Origin of the sequence: Pseudomonas sp. DD1 (assembly GCF_044510355.1) — a bacterium.
In the GTDB taxonomy this organism is placed as follows: domain Bacteria; phylum Pseudomonadota; class Gammaproteobacteria; order Pseudomonadales; family Pseudomonadaceae; genus Aquipseudomonas; species Aquipseudomonas shahriarae.
On record NZ_MSAJ01000033.1, the window covers coordinates 53,732 to 74,166 of the forward strand.

General features: G+C 58.9%; 19 protein-coding genes. 12 read left to right on the top strand and 7 right to left on the bottom strand.

What is annotated here, in order from left to right; translation table 11 throughout:
- Positions 1–10: 10 nt before the first annotated feature.
- Positions 11–145, bottom strand: coding sequence for a hypothetical protein (locus PSFL_RS19365; RefSeq protein WP_397470384.1), 135 nt, complete (start codon positions 143–145; stop codon positions 11–13).
- 145 nt (positions 146–290) lie between these two features.
- Between PSFL_RS19365 and PSFL_RS19370 the strand changes: the two genes are divergently transcribed.
- On the top strand, positions 291–1,529 hold the full coding sequence (locus tag PSFL_RS19370; protein WP_170045818.1) for a DUF4010 domain-containing protein: 1,239 nt from the start codon (positions 291–293) through the stop codon (positions 1,527–1,529).
- Between the two features lie 101 nt (positions 1,530–1,630).
- Positions 1,631–2,554 carry a universal stress protein gene (locus tag PSFL_RS19375; protein WP_057439696.1) on the top strand — a complete coding sequence of 308 codons (924 nt, stop codon included), beginning with the start codon at positions 1,631–1,633 and terminating at the stop codon, positions 2,552–2,554.
- A gap of 54 nt (positions 2,555–2,608) precedes the next feature.
- Here the strand turns inward: PSFL_RS19375 and PSFL_RS19380 are convergent, their stop codons facing one another.
- Positions 2,609–3,172, bottom strand: coding sequence for a GNAT family N-acetyltransferase (locus PSFL_RS19380; RefSeq protein WP_169961304.1), 564 nt, complete (start codon positions 3,170–3,172; stop codon positions 2,609–2,611).
- A 280-nt stretch (positions 3,173–3,452) separates the two neighbouring features.
- Here PSFL_RS19380 and PSFL_RS19385 point away from each other — a divergent pair, with 280 nt between their 5' ends.
- On the top strand, positions 3,453–4,841 hold the full coding sequence (locus PSFL_RS19385) for an MBL fold metallo-hydrolase RNA specificity domain-containing protein (protein ID WP_397470385.1): 1,389 nt from the start codon (positions 3,453–3,455) through the stop codon (positions 4,839–4,841).
- A gap of 384 nt (positions 4,842–5,225) precedes the next feature.
- Positions 5,226–6,605 carry an MFS transporter gene (locus PSFL_RS19390; RefSeq protein WP_397470386.1) on the top strand — a complete coding sequence of 460 codons (1,380 nt, stop codon included), beginning with the start codon at positions 5,226–5,228 and terminating at the stop codon, positions 6,603–6,605.
- 59 nt (positions 6,606–6,664) lie between these two features.
- On the opposite strand, the gene PSFL_RS19395 is transcribed toward PSFL_RS19390, so the two are convergent.
- The 4 genes from PSFL_RS19395 to flgA form a co-directional block, all read right to left on the bottom strand.
- Positions 6,665–7,414 (bottom strand): flagellar brake protein, encoded by a 750-nt coding sequence (locus tag PSFL_RS19395; RefSeq protein WP_057439692.1) that lies wholly within the window; start codon positions 7,412–7,414, stop codon positions 6,665–6,667.
- A gap of 95 nt (positions 7,415–7,509) precedes the next feature.
- Complete coding sequence (locus PSFL_RS19400) at positions 7,510–7,977, bottom strand: flagella synthesis protein FlgN (RefSeq protein WP_057439691.1); 468 nt, start codon at positions 7,975–7,977, stop codon at positions 7,510–7,512.
- A gap of 48 nt (positions 7,978–8,025) precedes the next feature.
- Positions 8,026–8,343, bottom strand: coding sequence for a flagellar biosynthesis anti-sigma factor FlgM (gene flgM, locus PSFL_RS19405; protein WP_057439690.1), 318 nt, complete (start codon positions 8,341–8,343; stop codon positions 8,026–8,028).
- A 141-nt stretch (positions 8,344–8,484) separates the two neighbouring features.
- Positions 8,485–9,249, bottom strand: a complete 765-nt coding sequence (gene flgA / locus PSFL_RS19410; protein ID WP_397470387.1) for a flagellar basal body P-ring formation chaperone FlgA — start codon at positions 9,247–9,249, stop codon at positions 8,485–8,487.
- A gap of 81 nt (positions 9,250–9,330) precedes the next feature.
- Here flgA and PSFL_RS19415 point away from each other — a divergent pair, with 81 nt between their 5' ends.
- From PSFL_RS19415 to PSFL_RS19450, 8 genes are all read left to right on the top strand, one after another.
- Positions 9,331–10,263 carry a chemotaxis protein CheV gene (locus PSFL_RS19415; protein ID WP_057439688.1) on the top strand — a complete coding sequence of 311 codons (933 nt, stop codon included), beginning with the start codon at positions 9,331–9,333 and terminating at the stop codon, positions 10,261–10,263.
- A 43-nt stretch (positions 10,264–10,306) separates the two neighbouring features.
- Complete coding sequence (cheR, locus tag PSFL_RS19420; RefSeq protein ID WP_057439687.1) at positions 10,307–11,134, top strand: protein-glutamate O-methyltransferase CheR; 828 nt, start codon at positions 10,307–10,309, stop codon at positions 11,132–11,134.
- A 214-nt stretch (positions 11,135–11,348) separates the two neighbouring features.
- Entirely contained in the window at positions 11,349–12,254 is a 906-nt protein-coding gene (locus tag PSFL_RS19425) for a hypothetical protein (RefSeq protein ID WP_397470388.1), read from the top strand.
- A gap of 308 nt (positions 12,255–12,562) precedes the next feature.
- A complete protein-coding gene (gene flgB / locus PSFL_RS19430) occupies positions 12,563–12,970 on the top strand; it encodes a flagellar basal body rod protein FlgB (protein WP_057439685.1) in 408 nt (135 codons plus the stop codon).
- A 3-nt stretch (positions 12,971–12,973) separates the two neighbouring features.
- Positions 12,974–13,417: a flagellar basal body rod protein FlgC gene (flgC, locus tag PSFL_RS19435; RefSeq protein ID WP_029294486.1), complete on the top strand. Its 444-nt coding sequence runs from the start codon at positions 12,974–12,976 to the stop codon at positions 13,415–13,417.
- Between the two features lie 16 nt (positions 13,418–13,433).
- Positions 13,434–14,165 carry a flagellar hook assembly protein FlgD gene (flgD, locus tag PSFL_RS19440; protein ID WP_057439684.1) on the top strand — a complete coding sequence of 244 codons (732 nt, stop codon included), beginning with the start codon at positions 13,434–13,436 and terminating at the stop codon, positions 14,163–14,165.
- 31 nt (positions 14,166–14,196) lie between these two features.
- Positions 14,197–15,516 carry a flagellar hook protein FlgE gene (gene flgE / locus PSFL_RS19445; RefSeq protein WP_115128765.1) on the top strand — a complete coding sequence of 440 codons (1,320 nt, stop codon included), beginning with the start codon at positions 14,197–14,199 and terminating at the stop codon, positions 15,514–15,516.
- Between the two features lie 216 nt (positions 15,517–15,732).
- Positions 15,733–16,716, top strand: coding sequence for a hypothetical protein (locus PSFL_RS19450; protein ID WP_397470389.1), 984 nt, complete (start codon positions 15,733–15,735; stop codon positions 16,714–16,716).
- A 101-nt stretch (positions 16,717–16,817) separates the two neighbouring features.
- Here the strand turns inward: PSFL_RS19450 and PSFL_RS19455 are convergent, their stop codons facing one another.
- Positions 16,818–19,709 (bottom strand): ribonucleoside-diphosphate reductase subunit alpha, encoded by a 2,892-nt coding sequence (locus PSFL_RS19455; protein ID WP_115128763.1) that lies wholly within the window; start codon positions 19,707–19,709, stop codon positions 16,818–16,820.
- Positions 19,710–20,435 lie beyond the last annotated feature (726 nt).

Sequence of the window (20,435 nt, forward strand, 5' to 3'; positions counted from 1 at the left end):
GTCGTCAATGTTAATTGATATCACGCAGGAGCAGGCAACCGCATGCTGGGTTGTGCACATGGAAGGTGTCGCAGTGGAATTCAAAACCCTGGAAGGTGCGCAGGCATTCGTCAGGCGACTCCTGACGCGTATAGACGCGCCGCATGCCTGGCCGATCAATGTCGATCCGCCCCCTGTCCGGCGAGCGGCCCACGCAGCCCGATAGCCCGGCGACATGGTTGCAACGGTTCGGCCGACCTCGTGGAGTCACGAGTGGGTCGCAAGGCAAGGCCAGCATCGATGACAAAACCATGAATGAAACCCTCGGCATGGCAGGCGCGGCAACCGCACTGGGGATCGGTATGCTCATTGGGCTGGAGCGCGAGCGGCACAAAGGGCAGGGACAAGGCCGCGCCTGTGCAGGACTGCGCACGTTTGCGATCACCGCGCTGTTGGGTTATGTGGCGATGCAGGTCGGCGCCGGTCTGCTGGTCGGGATCGTGGCGATAACCCTTGGGTTGCTGGTCACCGTGGCGTACTGGCGCAGCCTGAGCGATGACCCGGGCGTCACCAGTGAAGTGGCATTGATCACGGTTTTGCTGCTGGGTGCGATGTGCAGTACATCGCCCGAACTGGCCATCGCCATCGCCGTGGTGATCGCGGGCCTGCTGACCTATCGACAGAAGCTGCACTACTTTGCCCGTAACCAACTGACTGATGTGGAGGTGCGCGACGGCCTGGTACTGGCGACTGCCGCGCTGGTGGTGCTGCCGCTGGTCCCTGACCGCTTTATCGGCGCCTACGCCGCGATCAACCTGCGCACCATTTGCACGCTCACGGTATTGCTCATGGTAGTGGGGGCGGTGGGGCATATTGCTGTGCGCACCCTGGGCACCCGGTATGGGTATGCAATCAGTGCCATTGCTTCCGGATTTGCCTCCAGCACCGTGACCATTGCCGCCATGGGGCATATCGCCGCCAGGGAGCCGGACAACATCAAGGTCTTGAGTGCCGCCGCGATCTTCTCCAACCTGGCGACTGTCACCCAAGTCGGGCTGATCATGGGGGCGGTCGACAGCAGTCTGTTACGTCATATCTGGGGACCGCTGTTGTGCGGCGCCGCTGCCACAGCGCTGTATGGACTGTGCTTGATGTTTCCCCGGCCCGCGAATGGCGTGGGGCAACCGATCAAGGTCGGTGGCGCGTTCAATCTCAAGCTGGCGCTGGTGGTCTCATTGACCATGACCGGCATCACTTTCCTGTCGTCGGTGATGCTCAATCACTTCGGTGAAACCGGAGTCATGCTCACGGCGACCCTGTCCGGCTTCGCCGATGCCCATTCCTCGACAGCATCAATTGCGACATTGGCCAAGTCCGGTCAGTTGCCACTTAGCGCCACCACCATTCCTATACTGATTGCAGTCAGCAGTAACACGCTGAGCAAATGCCTGGTGGCGTGGATCAGCGGCGGGCGACGGTTCGCCGCTTACGTTATCCCGGGTCAGGTCTTGCTGACGCTGGCCATGTGGGCCGGGATCTTGCTTCTTTGAATCACATTCAACCTGGTACCTGATGAAGATCAAGTTGGCTGAGTCGGGTGCGTTCACTCTATAGGTGTCAGCAACCAAAAGGCCACGTGCCGAGGTGTCTCATGTCGCAGGCTCAGCGTTTACTGTTAATTGCCCCCTCAACCCTGACCCGTACACCCGCGTTCGAGCGGGCCGGCGCGTTGGCCAAGGCGATGCAAATGCCTTTGCACATTGTCGCATTTGACTACTTGCAGGCCTTGGCGGTGGCCGGCCTGTTCGCCCCTGAACAAATGAACCGGGCCCGTGACGGTTATTTGCAAAACCACAGGCAGTGGCTCACGGAGCAGGCGGGGTTGATCAGCCAGCACGGGGTGCAGGTCACCAGCGAAGTGGTGTGGGTGCAACACCCTTACGAAGAAATCATGCACTTTGTCAGTGAGATGCCACTGGCGTTGATCATCAAGGATGCGCAGGAAGAATCAGCCTTGCAGCGGATCTTTTTCGCACCACTGGACTGGCAGTTACTGCGCGATTGTCCGGTACCTGTGCATTTGGTGACCAACGCGCTCAACCCTCGGCCGCGCAATATCCTGGCCATCGTCGATGTGCTGCGCGACGAGGAGCAGGACAATGTGTTCAACGACCAGATCATCAACGCAGCGGTAAAGCTGGCCAACGAATGCGATGCCCACCTTGAGTTGATGCATGTGTATGACTGGGCGGCGATTTACGTTCAGGACATGGGCTTTGGTGCCTTGCCCCTGGCCACTGGGATTTATGAGGCGCTGGGCACGACTCAGCGGGAAGTGTTTGCCGCCATGGCTGAACGCCATGGTGTACCGCCGGAGTATCGCCACTTCATTGAGGGCAACCCGGTGTTGAGTATTTGTGAGTTCGCTGCCGAGCATCGCACGGACATCATTGTGATGGGCACGGTTCAGCACAAGGGGTTGAACAAGTTGCTCGGGACCACCGCTGAACAACTCCTGCAGCGGGCGCCCTGCAGTGTGCTGGCAATCAAGCCCGGGCGGGTATTGCAATCCTGAGCAGGCCACGGCCCCGCGCTGGAGCGTTGAGCGCAGCAGCGCGGGGCCGTGGCTCTACAGATGCCGGCTATGGATCACTTGGTGGGAGTCACGGGGATCAATGCATGACTCGAAGCCCAGTGCTCTGACCAGGTTACGCATGGGGATATTGCTGGCGGCATCCACCGAATACATCCGGCGGTAGCCATTCTTGCTGGCGGCGTTGATCAAATGTTTCATCAGTAGAGTGCCCAGGCCCAGGTGCGCCCATTCATCGGCTACTGTCACTGCGCACTCACAGTCATCCTTGCCGGTAGCGGCGTAACGGCTGATGCCGATCTCGATCAGATGACCGTTTTCGTGCGCCAGCGCGATATAGGCCACTCGATGTTGGTTATCGGTGTCCATCAACGTATTGAGCAGGCTGTCACTGGGCTCGTTGATCTGCGCCAGGAAGCGCATATGTCTCGATTCGGGGGACAAGCGTTTGATAAACGCATACTCACGCTCGCGATCCTTTTCCTCGAGCGGCCGTATCAGTACGTGGCGACCGTCCCTGAGCGCTTCGATCCAGTGTTCTGCGGTGACGGTGGCATAAACTGCCGCCGCCCGATCATTGTGGTCTTTGAAGGTGGGCATGGGTGAACCTCCATCTGATGTGAAAGGCCGGCGCGCGCAGATAAATCTCGCGGTGCTTCCTTTCTACGTCGTTGAGGGCTTCGGGCGCTGATCTGGATCAGCTACTTGTGTTGGCATCCTTGATTTTCGGATGACTGAGGTGGATTACGCGGCGGCCCTGGGCGGACCAGCCATTTGCGGAATTGGCGGCCCGCCACCCAGGCAGTTGATTGAAATCAACTGCACCTGCGTCATTAAGAGCGATCAATGGCACTTCCCTTGAGTATTCATGGAAACGGCTATGCATATGACATTTCTCGGTGCTGCGGGCACGGTCACCGGCAGTAAATACCTGCTGCAGCACCACGACCATCATGTACTGATCGACTGCGGCCTTTTCCAGGGCTATAAACAGCTGCGGCTGCACAATTGGGATGCGCTGCCGTTTCCGATCGGTGAACTCGATGCGATTGTGCTTACCCATGCCCACCTGGATCACAGTGGCTATCTACCGGTCCTGGTACGCAATGGCTATCGCGGGCCGGTCTATGCCACGCCTGCGACCTGTGACCTGCTGAAGATTCTGCTGCTAGACAGTGGTCGCCTCCAGGAAGAAGAGGCTGAGTTTGCCAATCGGCATGGCTTTTCCAAGCACAGCCCGGCGGCGCCGCTGTATACCGAACAGGACGCCGAGCGAGCGCTGAAGCTGTTACGGCCGATCGAGCTGCATCATACGATTGAGATCGTCACCGGCATGACCCTCCAACTGCGCGGCGCCGGGCATATATTGGGCGCGGCCACGGTCGAGGTGGTCGCCGATGGCGTTACGCTTGTGTGCTCGGGAGACTTGGGGCGACCCGACGACCCCCTGATGTTCGCTCCGGAGACCATCGAGCAGGCGGACTACCTGTTGGTGGAGTCGACCTACGGTGACCGCAAGCACCCGGCCGAGCTGCCAGAGGAACAATTGGCCGACGTCATCACCCGCACCGCGCTGCGCCATGGCATTACCCTGGTACCTTCCTTCGCCGTCGGTCGGGCGCAGTTGCTGATGTACCACTTGTATCGGCTCAAGCAGCAACACTTGATTCCCGATGTGCCGATCTATCTCAATAGCCCCATGGCCACCGACGTCACCACGTTGTACCAGCGTTTTCGCAGCGAACACCGTTTGACCGCGCAGGAGTGCGAAGGCATGTGCCACGTCGCGAAGTTTGTGCGCACTACCGAAGATTCGATCCGCCTGGACCAGCAACGCACGCCGGCGGTGATTATCGCTGCCAGCGGCATGGCTACCGGGGGACGGGTGATCCACCACCTCAAGGCGTTGGCCCCCAACCCGATCAATACGTTGCTGGTTCCTGGCTTCCAGGCGGGCGGCACCCGTGGTGCGCAAATTGTCGCGGGGGCTCCTTCCGTGCGTATTCATGGCAAGGAGGTGCCCATCAGGGCCGAGGTGGTGCCGATGCAGTCCCTGTCGGCACATGCGGATGCCGATGAAATCATGCAATGGCTTCGCGGGTTCAAGCGGCCACCGAAACACACCTATGTGGTGCACGGCGAACCCAATGCCTCGGATGTGCTGCGCCGACGTATCAGCCTGGAGCTGGGCTGGTCGGTCTCGGTGCCGGAGTATCGCGATAGCGTCGAACTCAGCGCCACCGACCACCCTTCGAACACATCGGGCTGATAGCAAACAGTCCTTGCCGCTTTACGGCAGGCTCCAGACTGGCCAAGCGGTTGACGCAGCCAGCCGCTGACGCTCGGTTTTTTTCCAGAAGCAGGGCCTCGTTAGCCGTTTGGCCAGTGCCGTCTGGCTGGTGGGCGCGATATATTGTGCAGACCTTGTACCTTGCCCCCGGTCTGAGTGCGTCTGACACGTAACTCACAGAAGACGGAACTGTTGGGTGTCGAGTTCATCGAAGGCTTCATGCTTCGATAAACCCGAAGTTGTCCCGCTTGTCGGATCAAAATATTCCCGGGTGCCTAAGGTGCCTGGGCTTAACGACGCTTCGCCTTCAGGCTATCGTGTAAATAGCCTGACACCCACTGCAAGGAGCCGCTCGGAACGCCGATGCGCCAAATCTGGAAATCTTTTCGAGCCCTTTATTTCGCCTCCTTGATGATGCTGATCGGCTCCGGCCTGCTCAGTACTTACCTGGCCTTGCGCCTGGCGGCGGATAACGTCGACAGCCTGTGGGTCGGTGCGCTGATGGCGGCCAACTATTTTGGCCTGGTGCTGGGGGGCAAGATCGGGCATCGCCTGATCGCCCGGGTCGGGCATATCCGGGCCTACGCCACGTGTGCCGGGATTGTCGGTGCGGCGGTGTTGGGCCATGGCCTGGTGGATTGGCTGCCGGCCTGGATCGTGCTGCGGATAATCGTCGGCCTCGGCATGATGTGCCAGTACATGGTCATCGAGAGCTGGCTCAACGAGCAGGCCGACGCCAAGCAGCGGGGCGTGGTGTTCAGCGGTTATATGATCGCCTCCTACCTGGGCCTGGTGCTGGGCCAGCTGATTCTGGTCATGCACCCCCAATTGGGGCTGGAGCTGCTGATGTTGGTGGCGCTGTGTTTCGCCCTGTGCCTGGTGCCGGTGGCCATGACTCGGCGTATTCACCCGGCGCCCTTGCATCCGGCGCCCATGGAGCCACGCTTCTTTATCAAGCGCGTGCCGCAGTCCCTGAGTACGGTGTTGGGTGCCGGCCTGATCGTCGGCTCCTTCTACGGTCTGGCGCCGCTGTATGCGGCCCAGCAGGGGTTGAGCACCGAGCAGGTCGGTCTGTTCATGGGTAGCTGCATTTTTGCCGGCCTGCTGGTGCAGTGGCCGTTGGGCTGGCTGTCGGATCGTTATGACCGTGCGCTGCTGATCCGCTGCTTCGCCCTGTGCCTGGCGGTGGCGGCATTGCCGCTGGCGATCATGACCCAGGTGCCGTTGGAAGTGCTGTTTATAGCCGGCTTCCTGTGCTCGCTGGTGCAGTTCTGCCTGTATCCGCTGGCCGTGGCATTTTCCAATGACCATGTCGAAGGTGATCGCCGGGTCTCGCTCACGGCGATGTTGCTGGTGACCTACGGGGTGGGCGCCAGTGTCGGGCCGTTGCTGGCAGGCGTGGTCATGAAGCTGTTCGGCAACCAGATGCTGTATGCGTTCTTCAGCTTGTGCGCCTTGATCCTGGTCTGGCGCATCCGCCCCAAGGCAGTGACCAATCTGCATCAGGTGGACGATGCGCCGCTGCATCACGTGGCGATGCCCGACAGCATGTCCAGCTCGCCCCTGGTGGCTGCCCTCGATCCGCGTGTGGATGAGCAAGTGGTGCAGGACCAGATGCAAACCACCGCGCCGGAACCTGCGCCCGAAGCCGAACCTGACGTGGAGCCACAACCTGAGCTCGAGCCGCCGGAGCATCCGGACCCGGAAGACCACCCGCATGACCTGAGCCGGGCCCGTCCCTGAAACGAAAAACGGGCAGTTCCCCAAGGAACTGCCCGTTTTTTGTGCCTGTGGTTCGGCGCTTACATATCGTCGTCTTTATCGAACCGGCGCGCCTCGCGCTGCAGTTGATAGACAAAACGCTCAACCTGACGCTGCACCAGGCCGCTCATGTTGTGGAAGCGCACACCGGCAAAGGTGGTGTTGATCCTTTCTTCAAAGTGCAGGTAACGCAACTCCACCGCCGTGGTCATGCTGCCGAAGGGCAGGGCGGCGATAAAGCGGTCGTAAACCTGGCCCAATTGCAGACGCTCGGAGATATCACCTTCAAAGCGCAGCTTGCAGCCGGTGGCGGAGATATCCAGCAACTTGCCGCTGAGAGGCGCCTTGAGTTTCTCGCCGCCCAATTCGATATTCACCAGTTGCGCCAGTTTCAATGCCGCACGAAAGGCATTGCGGCGCTGATGGTACACCACTTCTTCAGGCAGGCTGCCCTTGTAGATGCGGTGGCCGTCTTTTGTGCCGATGGTCAGGCTGCCATTGCTCTCCCAGGCCACGCGCACGCCTTCGTGGAAACCTTCGATGCGAAATGCTTCGCCATTTTCCAGATAGCGTTCACCTTCGGGCGGGATCATTTCGTCCAGGCTCAGGGTCTTGCTGTCCTTGTCGACATCCACCAGGTAGCTCTGGAAGCGCTGGTTGCGTTCGTGGAAGGTGATGATCAGCGGGTCGTGGCTCTCTTGCAGCAGCCGCAGGGTGCCGGCAATTTCCAGAGGGGTGGTGAGGACCTTGGGTGGCTGCGGAGCATCTTCCGCGTTGAGGGTGTTGAACACGGTTCTTCCATCTCCAGACAAAATACGACTACACGCAAGAACCGGCATTTTGCCAGTATGTGGCGCGCCTTGATAGGGCGCGCGATAAACCGGCGTCAGGCTTGGCTGAGGGTGCTGGGCTTGACCAGCCGTGAGGTGGAGCCCTGGGCGTTATACAGTGCTGGAGGTTCGCCACCGTGGAGGATGCGCAACTGGTTGGCGGTGGTGGCTTGCTGCAGTTGGATCGACTGGCCATTGAGCACATTGGCCTCCTGGCAGCTGATCAACAACTGATTGAGCGCTGCGCTCTGAGCCAGCAACTGGTCACCGACCGATGAATGGCTGGCGAGCTGTTCCAGGCCGCTGTGATCAGCGGGCAGGCCCAGGCTGAGCAGGATCTGGCTGCGTTTCTGGCCGTGTTGTTCAAGCAGGATGATCAGCGATTGCTTGCGTGCCAGGATGTCTTCCAGCACGCGCATATCGCGGCCGCACAGGGCCACGAATTCGTCTTGAAGCAGCTCCAGCAGCTGTTGCGCCGGAGCCAGGTCTTCATTGATCAGTTGCAGCAGATTTTCGTCGTGCATGGCTGGCCTTGGGGTTTAAGCGTCCAAAAGCCTGGCGCAGGCCTTGGCCTAGCGCTCGGCTTTGATGATTTTGCCGGCTAAACGGTCGTTGTCGATCTGATAGCTGCCATCGGCAATCGCCTGCTTCAATTCGGCCACACGGGCTTTATTGACCACCGGCTGATCGCGCAGCGAGTCTGTGATCTTCTGCAACTGTTGAGCCTCGTTGCTCAAATGCACCGATTCGCCACTCTGGGTCGAAGCGGTCTGTTCTGCCTTGGCAGGCTGTGCCGGGGCCTTGGCTTCAACGCTGTCCTTGGCCGCGTTGGTACGCGTGCCGCCGGGCGTTGCCTGGGCGCTGTTCAATCGGCTGAAATCAATGACCATGTTAAAAAACCTCTGGGTATTTGGACGCTTGCCATGTTTTCGGCCATACCCGGACAAACTTTAGGCGCGATCGACAACAAACCTGTACACCGCCAGATCATGCGCACAGTGTAGGAAAAGCCAGCGTCCCACGCCAGTGATCTATAGCGCCACCTCCACTTGGCCAGGGGCTGTTACCCGGGCCTTGATCACGCGCTTGGAGTTGAGGTTCTTCACGCGAATCTGCTCGCTCATCCCGCCATTGGCCAGGGCTTCCCCCGGCATTTTCACGTTCAGCCCGCCGCTGCTGGCGGATATCACCACTTGGTCGCCCTTGCGCACCACTTCTGCCTGTTCCAGGTGAACCAGGGTGATGACCTGGTCGGTGACCATTGGTCGGGTCAGTTTCTGCCCGACGGCCTGGTCCACGGAGGTGAGGTAACCCTGGCTGATCTGGCTGATGTCCCGTTCGCGCAGGGCCACGTCTTCAAAACCGATGATGCCGGTGCGCTTGAGCGGGCGGGTGACGGTGACCACGTCGCGAAACAGGCGGACCTGGGCCGGCACGAACACGGTCCAGGGCGAACTGCCGTCGCAGCGCACGCGCACGGTCACGCGGCCAATGGGCTGGGCGGGGCTTTCCAGGGAGCCTGTCAATTCCTTGTCACACATGGGCATGCGCAAACGCGGGTCCAACTGGTTGACCTGGATTTCATAACGGCCCGGTGTCTGTGTGGTCGCCAGATAATCTTCTACAGTGAACTCAAGAAAGCCTTGAGTGACGCCGATAAGTAGATCAGGCAAGGTGACGTTGTCGGCACGGGCTGCAAAGCCGGTGCCCAAGGCAAACAACGCCGTCCAGGCGCAGAGCAATCTGCGGTACTGTGGCGAGCGAAGGCGTCGGGAAACTGTCGTTTTGATGTCCATGGCCAATAAATAGCAAAGCGCGTGCCGTTTTGTGTTGGGTACGCGTCGTACCCGTAAGTTTTGTAGCGTAGGAGTCTGGGCATGGCGGGTGTAATGGATTCAGTGAACCAGCGCACACAGCTGGTAGGGCAGAATCGCCTGGAGTTGTTGCTGTTTCGTCTCGATGGCAAGCAGCTCTATGGCATTAACGTCTTTAAAGTGCGGGAGGTGCTGCAATGTCCCAAGCTCACCATAATGCCCAAGTCCAACCCGGTGGTGTGTGGCGTGGCCAACATCCGGGGTGCGACGATTCCGATTCTTGACCTGGCGATGGCCACCGGCTCTTCCGGCTTGCAGGATCGTGAGAGCCCGTTTGTGATCATCACCGAGTACAACACCAAGACCCAGGGTTTCCTGGTGCGCTCGGTGGAACGCATCGTCAACATGAACTGGGAAGAGATCCATCCACCACCCAAGGGCACCGGGCGCGATCACTACCTCACGGCAGTGACGCGGGTCGATAACCAGTTGGTGGAAATCATCGACGTCGAGAAAATCCTCGCGGAAGTGGCGCCGACGTCGGAGCAGATTTCGGTGGGGGTCGTGGATGAGCAGACCCAGCAAAAGGCCGTGTCCCTGCGGGTGTTGACGGTGGATGACTCCTCGGTGGCGCGCAAGCAGGTGTCCCGTTGCCTGCAGACCGTGGGTGTCGAAGTGGTGGCGCTCAATGATGGCCGCCAGGCGCTGGATTATCTGCGTAAGCTGGTGGACGAAGGCAAGAAGCCGGAAGAAGAATTCCTGATGATGATTTCCGACATCGAGATGCCGGAAATGGACGGCTATACCCTCACGGCCGAGATACGCAACGACCCACGCATGCAAAAATTGCATATCATCCTGCATACTTCATTGTCCGGTGTATTCAATCAGGCGATGGTCAAGAAGGTCGGTGCCGATGACTTCCTGGCCAAATTCCGTCCTGATGACCTGGCATCCCGGGTAGTCGACCGGATCAAATCTGCAGATCACGGCTAGGGGCTTTCTCCCTGGCGGTCACACGAGTTAAGAGGCGGTTTCATTGTCTACGGGTAATTTGGATTTCGAACAGTTCCGGGTATTCCTGGAAAAAGCCTGTGGCATATTGCTTGGTGAAAACAAGCAATACCTGGTATCAAGCCGTCTCAACAAATTGATGGAACAGCAGGGCATCAAGTCCCTGGGCGAGCTGGTGCAGCGCATCCAGGGCCAACCGCGCAGCGGGCTCAAGGAGATGGTGGTCGATGCCATGACCACTAACGAAACCTTATGGTTTCGCGATACCTATCCCTTCGAGGTGCTCAAGAACAAGGTATTGCCCGAGGCGATCAAGGCCAGCCCTGGCCAGCGCCTGCGCATCTGGTCGGCGGCGTGTTCGTCGGGGCAGGAACCGTATTCGCTGTCGATGTCCATTGATGAGTTCGAGCGGACCAACATGGGCCAGTTGAAGGCAGGGGTGCAAATTGTCGCCACTGACCTGTCGGGCACCATGCTGACCAACTGCAAGACGGGCGAATACGACAGCCTGGCCCTGGGCCGCGGTCTGTCACCGGAGCGCCTGCAGCGTTATTTCGACCCCAAGGGGGCCGGGCGCTGGGCGGTCAAGGCGCCGATCAAGAGCCGGGTGGAGTTCCGCTCGTTCAACCTGCTGGACAGCTACGCCAGCCTGGGCAAGTTCGACATCGTGTTTTGCCGCAACGTCTTGATCTACTTCTCGGCTGAAGTGAAGAAGGACATCCTGTTGCGCATCCATGGCACGCTCAAGCGTGGTGGCTATCTGTTTCTCGGTGCTTCCGAGGCGCTCAACGGCTTGCCGGATCATTACCAGATGGTGCAGTGCAGCCCCGGTATTATCTACCAGGCCAAGTGATGGCTTGAGCCCGTTCTTCAGGACGCGGCAAGCCGTGCAAACAAGGGAGACCCGCAAGGGTCTCCCTTTTTTTTGCGCGGGATGTTCCCCCCTCTGGAACTTATGTTTCTCAGCTCGCCACGGATGGGTGGGCAAGTTCCGTTCGTTCAAAACGTAAACCGTGTTGACGAGGGCGCGAAGTCTTTATCGCCACGTTCACCGGAAGGAGGAGGGTATGGGAAACATTTCGACAGAGCATCGTCCGGGAGGTGCACGTTTTGCGTTCGATCCGGCTATTGAATCGCGGCGTGTGCAGGATCCCCCCGCAGGGGCGGCAAGGGGGTGGGCAGGTTCCAGCCCTATGCCTGGCACTCAGGCGTCCGGGGCGCCGAGCATCAGCTTTTCCCCGGTCAATAGTGGGGTTTCGAGACAGGCTTTTAGCTACGACTCTTTTGCCTCCAGTGACTCTATGCCGACAAACGATTTCTCTTCTTTTGGAGGGGGCGATTCAGTCCGTGCCGGACTCAAGGCCGGGAAAGATACCGGGGATGTTTTTGCAGGGTTTTTTCAAGGGCGAAATGGTAACTGCGCCACGGTTTCAGCCATCAAGGCAATGATGGAGCGCTATGGCAAGAAGGAGACCGACCTCTTCAAGGATGTGAAGGAAACCAAGAATGGCTACCACATCACGTTGAAGGACGGGAGTGAGGTGAATTTGACTCGCCAGGAGATGGAGGCGGCAGAGCGTCATGCCGGCTTTAAAGGTAATGATCCTGTGATGAAAAAGACCGCAGTCCTGGCCTATGCCACCAGTGCCAAGAAAGCACAGGAAGCCAACCATGAAAATTCGAAATATGACTTTTCCAAGGCCCTGGACTCTCTTGGCAATGGTGAGCACACCAAGGACGCCTTTATCCGGCTAGGCATGAAGGATCATATTCGGCAGGGGACCGTAAGCGATCTGCAGAATGGCCGGTTGGGCATCATAGAGAAGGACGTCGCGGGGCCCGGTACGGCCCATTCGATGGTGGTGGTTGGAGGAGTAGAGGAGCACTGGGGGAGCAAGGGCGGCCGGGTCCAGAGGGGAACCATGACCGGGAACGGCGTCGTATTTAAGGAAAACGTAATCCTTTTGACTTGATGGCGCCTTCAAGGCAAGTGATGCCGGCAGTGGAAACCTTGCAAGAAAAGACCTTTGGTTGCTCATCGTCAACCAAAGGTCCCCGGCAGTCATCGCTGGCGGCAACGCCATCGATTATCTCCCCGGCACAAAACGGCAACACCCATTGCCGCTTTCCTGACGTTTCGCGGTCAAGCGTTGCCGCTTTTCCGGCATTGCCACCGGCAATATCTCCCTAAGCCCTTGATTTATGGGGTCTGAAAAACCTGGCATGGCGCTTGCTATAACCCTGTTACAGAAAAGCAGGTCAGCCCCTAAAGGTTTCCGCCATGAGCATCAGCTTCGATAAAGCGCTCGGTATCCACGAACAGGCCCTGGGCTTCCGCGCCCAGCGTGCCGAAGTCCTGGCTAACAACATCGCCAACGCCGATACCCCGAACTACAAGGCTCGGGACCTGGACTTTGCCGCCGTGCTCGCCGCACAGAGCGACAAGACCAAGAACGGCTCCTTCGCCTTGAACATGACCAATAACCGTCATATCGAAGCGCAGGGCTTGAGCAGTGGCGATGAGTCGCTGATGTATCGCACGCCGATGCAGCCGTCGATCGACCAGAACACGGTCGACGCGCAGCTGGAACAATCGAACTACGCCGAGAACTCGGTGAACTTCCAGGCCAGCTTCACCCTGCTCAACAGCAAATTCAAAGGGCTGATGTCAGCCCTGCGCGGAGAATAAGCCATGTCTCTATCCAGTGTTTTCAATATTGCCGGTAGTGGCATGAGCGCCCAGACCACGCGTCTGAACACGGTCGCCAGTAACATTGCCAACGCCGAAACGGTGTCGTCGAGCATCGACCAGACCTACCGCGCCCGGCACCCAGTGTTCGCCACCATGTTCCAGGCCGGTCAGAACGGCGGCAGCGATTCGTTGTTCCAGAGCCAGGATGCCGCTGGCCAGGGCGTCCAGGTGCTGGGGGTGGTCGAAGACCAGAGCAACCTCGACGCGCGCTACGAGCCCAATCATCCTGCCGCGAACGAAAAGGGTTACGTGTATTACCCCAACGTCAACGTGGTCGAGGAAATGGCTGACATGATTTCCGCCAGTCGCTCGTTCCAGACCAACGCGGAAATGATGAACACCGCCAAAGCCATGATGCAGAAGGTCCTGACCCTCGGTCAGTGATAAGGGGCGCTAAAGCATGTCTGTCACTAACGATGTGTCGAGTAATTCGACGATCCAGAGTCTGTTCGACTCCAAGGTCAAGGATGCCAAGTCCACCCAGGGCAACCTGGCCGATACGGCCAAGGCGGCCTCGGGCAATCAGTCCTTGGGCAAGGATGCGTTCCTGCAACTGCTGGTTACCCAGTTGAAGAACCAGAACCCGCTGTCGCCCCAGGACAACGGCGCGTTCGTGGCCCAATTGGCGCAGTTCAGCAGCCTGGAAGGCATCAACACCTTGAACGACTCGGTGAACACCATCACCGGCAACTACAAGTCGTCGCAGGCACTGCAAGCCTCGTCACTGGTCGGGCGTTCGGTAATTATCGAAACCAACAAGGCCATGGTCGACACCAGCAAGAGCTTCACCGGCTCGGTCGCCGTGGGTTCGTCGGTGGGCAACGTCACCGTCAAGGTCACCGACAAGGACGGCAAGCTGGTCAAGACCATCGATCTGGGTGCCCAGAGCGCCGGCAAGTCGGACTTTATCTGGGACGGTAAAAACGAAGCGGGCGAGCAGCTTGATTCTGGCACCTACACCTTCGCCGCCAGCACCAAGAATGACGCCGGTGATCCGGTCGCCCTGAAAACCTCGCTGCCGGCCACGGTCACCAGCGTGACCTTGAGCCAGACCGGCGGCGAAATGCTGCTCAATCTTTCTGGCGGCATGGGCAGCATCAAGCTGTCGCAAATTCAGACTATCGGTACATAGAGCCGGCTAAATACGGCAAGAGGAGAGAAACATGTCTTTTAATATCGGCCTTAGCGGCCTCTATGCGGCCAACAAACAACTGGACGTGACCGGCAACAACATCGCCAACGTCGCGACCACCGGTTTCAAGTCGTCCCGCGCAGAATTCGGCGACATTTATGCCGCGTCCCGCCTGGGCACCGGCAATAAAACCATCGGCACCGGCGTTAACCTGGCGGCGGTCTCCCAGCAATTCACCCAGGGTGAAATCAACGGCAGCGGCGGCGTGTTGGATATGGGCATCCGGGGCGGCGGCTTCTTCGTGCAGAAGGGCAGCGACGGTTCGCTGGAGTACACCCGTAATGGCTCGTTCCAGGCGAACAAGGACGGCTACATCACCAACAACACCGGCACCTCGCGCCTGCAGGGCTATGCTGCCGATGAAGATGGAAAAATCTCCAAGAGCGGCCTGACCGACCTGCGGATCAACCTGTCCAACTTGCCGCCCAAAGCGTCGACCAAGGTTGACTCCAGCAGCAACCTGAACTCCTCCAAGCCGGTGATCGACCAGACGACCAGCCCGTTTGACCCGACTGTAGCGAGCTCGTTTACCGAGCAGTACGGCACCACTTTGTATGACACTCAAGGCAATGCCCATGAGATGGTGCAGTACATGGTGAAAACCGGCTCCAATACCTGGAAGTCCTACACCCTGATCGACGGACGCAATCCTGACGGTACGCCGGTCAAGGGTACAGGTGCGGTTGCGCCGGTAGCCTCCACGGTGACATTTGATACATCAGGCACGCTGAAGGGGATCGTCACTCCGCCAAGCACCGTATCCAACACCACCCTGACCATCAGCAACTGGAAGCCGGGCGTCATGGATAATGGCGTGTGGAACCCTGACAACGGGGCTGCAGCCAACCCGGGCGGTATCGCGATCAACATGTCCGATATCACTCAGTACAACTCGGCCAGCTACCGGAACCCGCCGATCACTGATGGCTATGCCACTGGCGAAATCACAGGGCTGAAAATCGACGGCAGCGGTGTGCTGTTCGCCACCTTCAGCAACCAGCAGAGCAAGGCCATCGGCCAGATCTCCCTGGCCAGCTTCAACAATGAGCAAGGCCTGCAGCCTGCCGGTGGCACCACCTGGAAAGAAACCTTTGCCTCGGGCCAGCCTGGCTACGATGCACCAGAATCCGGGACCTTGGGCTCGATCGTGGCCAACTCCCTGGAGAACTCCAACGTCAACCTGACCAATGAGCTGGTGGACCTGATCAAGGCCCAGAGCAACTACCAGGCGAACGCCAAGACGATCTCCACCCAGAGCACCATCATGCAGACCATCATTCAGATGACGTGATGCGCTAGCGCTCGACAAGAAGCCCCTCGGAAGAGGGGCTTTTTTGTGGGCGTTGGAAAATCCCCCGCGACGCGTCAGGTAACGCGGTGAAATCCTTAGGAAGGAACACGTCGCTTCTGCCTTGCCACTGATTGGTCCAGAGCCCTGCGGGCTCATCAATCATGGGGGCTGAGAATGTGGAGTTCAGGGGTGTCTGCGCCAGGTGCTGGGCGCGCAATGTTTGTACCTGCAGCATCAAACGTGCCATCGCCTGCCCAGTCCGTAAGCGCAGAGTCTACGGTCACGACGTCGCTGCGCCAGATGTTCGATGCTGAGCAAGGCGCCAGGACCCAGACGGTTCAGGATCTACGCGACAAGTTGAATGCGCTGCGCGAGAAGCTGGGTGACGAGAAATTCAAGGAAATTCTCAACAGTGAGATCAAAGACGCTGATGACAAGTTTCTTGAGTTTCTCAAGCGGTTGCTGGAGGAATGGTTTCCCGAGGATGTAGCGCCACCGACCCCGCCATCACCAAGAGGTGGCGGCGGGGGTGGCGGTAGAGTGAGTCCGGGTGGGTTTGGCCCCACCGAGTCCATGAGCAATAAGCCGATTACCGAAGGCTCAAAGTATTACAGCTACAAACCGGACAATAGTAACCCCGGGAAAAAGCCGAGCAATATCTGGAGCGGCTTCAGCCAGGGCGATGATGGCAACTGCATTACCGTTTCGGCGATAAAAGCCGCCATGATGCGGTATGGCCAGAAACCTACGGACATCTTCAAGGAGGTGAAGGAGACGGCCAACGGCTATGAAGTGACCATGCGCGATGGGGTCAAGGTATCTTTTACCAAGGACGAATTGAAGCAGGCGGCCACACACGCTCGTTTCAAGGGTGACGACCCTCAGATGTTGACCGATGCCAACTTCCTGTATGCCGCGAGTGCCAAGCGCGCGCAGATGGAAAACAACGACGGCACGGCCGGACGCAGTTTCACGGCTGCGATGGACAGCCTCAACGATGGTGAATACTCCCGCGAGGGGCTGGATCGTTTGGGCCTGAAGGGGCTTTACCGGCCGGCGACCGATGCCGACTTGAGAAACAGCAAGGTGGGAACCGTGGAATACAACGGCCACTCAATGGCCGTGATTGATGGCCGCATCGAGTTGTGGGGGCGGCGAGGCGGTGTACCTCAGTCGGGCCTGGCGACTGTGTTGATCTAGCCTGGGCCGGGTTTTTTGCCAGGCAAAAAAAGCCCCCGATACACCACTGGGCATATCGAGGGCTTTTCAGCCTAGGGATTTAAACCCAGGGCAGGCTCAGCTTATTGGCAAGCTTCGCAATCCGGCTCGTCAATCGCGCAGGCCTTTGGCACTGGTGCCGGGCCGGCTGGAGCAGCGAGTACCGAATCGTCACCGTGGTTGCCGCTGGATACAGCGTTCAGCTTGCCGGTGTTGATGGTCGACTTCTCGGTGCTGGTCGCGGCCAGGGCACGGAGGTAGTAAGTGGTTTTCAGGCCACGGTACCAAGCCATGCGGTAGGTCACGTCGAGTTTCTTGCCCGAAGCGCCGGCGATGTACAGGTTCAGGGACTGGGCCTGGTCGATCCACTTCTGACGACGGCTGGCGGCGTCAACGATCCACTTGGTGTCCACTTCGAAGGCGGTCGCGTAGAGCTCTTTGAGTTCTTGCGGGATGCGCTCGATCTGCTGCACGGAACCGTCGTAGTACTTCAGGTCGTTGATCATTACCGAGTCCCACAGGCCGCGGGCTTTCAGGTCGCGGACGAGGTACGGGTTGATCACGGTGAATTCGCCCGACAGGTTCGATTTCACATACAGGTTCTGGTAGGTCGGTTCGATCGACTGCGATACGCCGGTGATGTTGGCGATGGTCGCGGTCGGTGCGATGGCCATGATGTTGGAGTTACGAATGCCTTTCTGCACACGGGCACGTACCGGTGCCCAGTCCAGGGATTCGTTCAGGTCAACGTCGATGTACTTCTGGCCACGCTGCTCGATCAGGATCTGTTGCGAGTCCAGCGGCAGGATGCCCTTGGACCACAGCGAACCCTGGAACGTCTCGTAGGCGCCGCGCTCGTCGGCCAGGTCGCAGGAAGCCTGGATCGCGTAGTAGCTGACCGCTTCCATGGACTTGTCGGCGAACTCGACCGCAGCATCCGAACCGTAAGGAATGTGCTGCAGGTACAAAGCGTCCTGGAAGCCCATGATGCCCAGGCCGACCGGACGATGCTTGAAGTTGGAGTTCTGCGCCTGTGGCACCGAGTAGTAGTTGATGTCGATCACGTTATCGAGCATGCGTACGGCGGTGTTGACGGTGCGTTCCAGCTTGGCGGTGTCCAGCTTGCCGTTGACGATGTGGTTCGGCAGGTTGATCGAGCCCAGGTTGCAGACGGCGATCTCGTCCTTGTTGGTGTTCAGGGTGATCTCGGTGCACAGGTTCGAGCTGTGGACCACGCCCACGTGCTGCTGCGGGCTGCGCAGGTTGCACGGGTCTTTGAAGGTCAACCATGGGTGGCCGGTTTCGAACAGCATCGACAGCATCTTGCGCCACAGGTCTTTGGCCTGGATGGTCTTGAACAGCTTGATCTTGCCTGGGTACTGGGACAGGGCTTCGTAGTACTCGTAACGCTCTTCGAAGGCCTTGCCGGTCAGGTCGTGCAGGTCCGGCACTTCGGATGGCGAGAACAGGGTCCACGGGCCGTCATCGAAGACGCGCTTCATGAACAGGTCAGGGATCCAGTTGGCGGTGTTCATGTCGTGGGTACGACGACGATCATCACCGGTGTTCTTGCGCAGCTCGATGAACTCTTCAATGTCCATGTGCCAGGTTTCCAGGTAGGCACATACCGCGCCTTTGCGCTTGCCGCCCTGGTTCACTGCGACGGCGGTGTCGTTCACTACCTTGAGGAACGGCACGACGCCCTGGGACTTGCCGTTGGTGCCCTTGATGTACGAACCCAGTGCACGCACCGGCGTCCAGTCGTTGCCCAGGCCGCCAGCGAATTTGGACAGCATGGCGTTGTCGTGGATCGCGTGGTAGATGCCCGACAGGTCATCCGGCACGGTGGTCAGGTAGCAGCTCGACAGCTGTGGACGCAGGGTACCGGCGTTGAACAGGGTCGGGGTCGACGACATGTAGTCGAAGGACGACAACAGGTTGTAGAACTCGATGGCACGGTCTTCTTTGTTCTTCTCTTCGATCGCCAGGCCCATGGCCACGCGCATGAAGAACACTTGCGGCAGTTCGAAGCGGATCCCGTCCTTGTGGATGAAGTAACGGTCGTACAGGGTTTGCAGGCCCAGGTAGGTGAACTGCTGGTCACGCTCGTGGTTGATCGCCTTGCCGAGTTTTTCCAGGTCGAAGGTGGCCAGGATCGGGTTGAGCAATTCGAACTCGATACCCTTGGCGATGTAGGCAGGCAGGGCCTTGGCGTACAGGTCGGCCATTTCGTGGTGGGTCGCGCTCTCGGCGACTTTCAGGAAACCCAGGCCTTCGGCACGCAGGGTGTCCATCAGCAGGCGGGCGGTGACGAACGAGTAGTTCGGCTCACGCTCGACCAGGGTACGGGCGGTCATCACCAGGGCGGTGTTGACGTCGGTCAGGGCCACGCCGTCGTACAGGTTCTTCAGGGTTTCACGCTGGATCAGGTCGCCGTCGACTTCTTCCAGGCCTTCGCAGGCTTCGGTGATGATGGTGTTCAGGCGGCCCAGGTCCAGCGGCGCGAACGAACCATCAGCCAGGGTGATGCGGATCGACGGGTGAGCTTGCACGGCTTCGGCGGACGGCGCGTGTACGGCACGTTCCTTGGCGCGCGAATCACGGTAGATCACGTAGTCGCGGGCCACTTTCTGCTCGCCGGCACGCATCAGGGCCAGTTCGACCTGGTCCTGGATTTCTTCGATGTGGATGGTGCCGCCCGAGGGCATGCGACGCTTGAAGGTCGCGGTGACTTGTTCGGTCAGGCGGGCAACGGTGTCGTGGATACGCGACGAAGCGGCAGCGGTGCCGCCTTCAACTGCAAGAAACGCTTTGGTGATGGCGACGGTGATTTTGTCATCGGTATAAGGAACGACAGTGCCGTTACGCTTGATCACGCGCAATTGGCCGGGCGCGGTGGCGGACAGATCCATATTCGAATCAGCGGCCTGCGGCACGGAGCCTTGCGGGTTCTCGCGAGTTGTGTCGGTTTGCATGGGGGGGTGTCTCCACATTCTATATTTATTTGGGCACCATCACGGTGCCCACCGTTCCGTCCTGAAGCACTTACAACAGGCCTTGGCCTGGCATAACAACCTCGGGACAGGAGGAAGGGAGCTGTTCGCGCCGCTTCCATGCCGAAGTCTTCGGTTCCGAGCCTTAAGCTCTTTGCCGTATTCCTGAGTGGGTGTTGTTTGTATTGCAACACCCGTACCGCTTTCTCCCATTCGGGGTTGGAAAACAGCAGCCATCCGCGTGCGCGGTTTGGGCTTTCGAAAAAGGTTTAAGTTCCACCAAACAGGAGCAAGAAAGGGCTTGAGTTTCTTGTCTGATTTGTGTTTGGTCTTTTCGCTTGAAACCCTACATGTAGGGTTTTTTTAGCGACGAGGTACAAGATAATGCGTTTTGGAAGGCTTAGCAACGCACTACCTGTGGATAACGCTGTGGGTAAAATGTGTATGAAAGGTGGAACCGCCGTGTAGGCCGCAGTACTGCTGCATCGCGCCGTTTGTCACCGAATATGCCAAGCCGAAAACACCCGCTTGGATTTTTGCGGGCGCGAACCCTATCACAAAAAAAGGCGATCACCGAATGCATTTCCTGGCTTGTGTTTGAGGGCGGGGCCATGGCTACAATCGGCCTTCATTCCTACACGATTATGCCCTTTGTGCATGACAAATTAGGTACGGCTGGCGAAGATCAAAATAGGGGAGCTGGCTTGC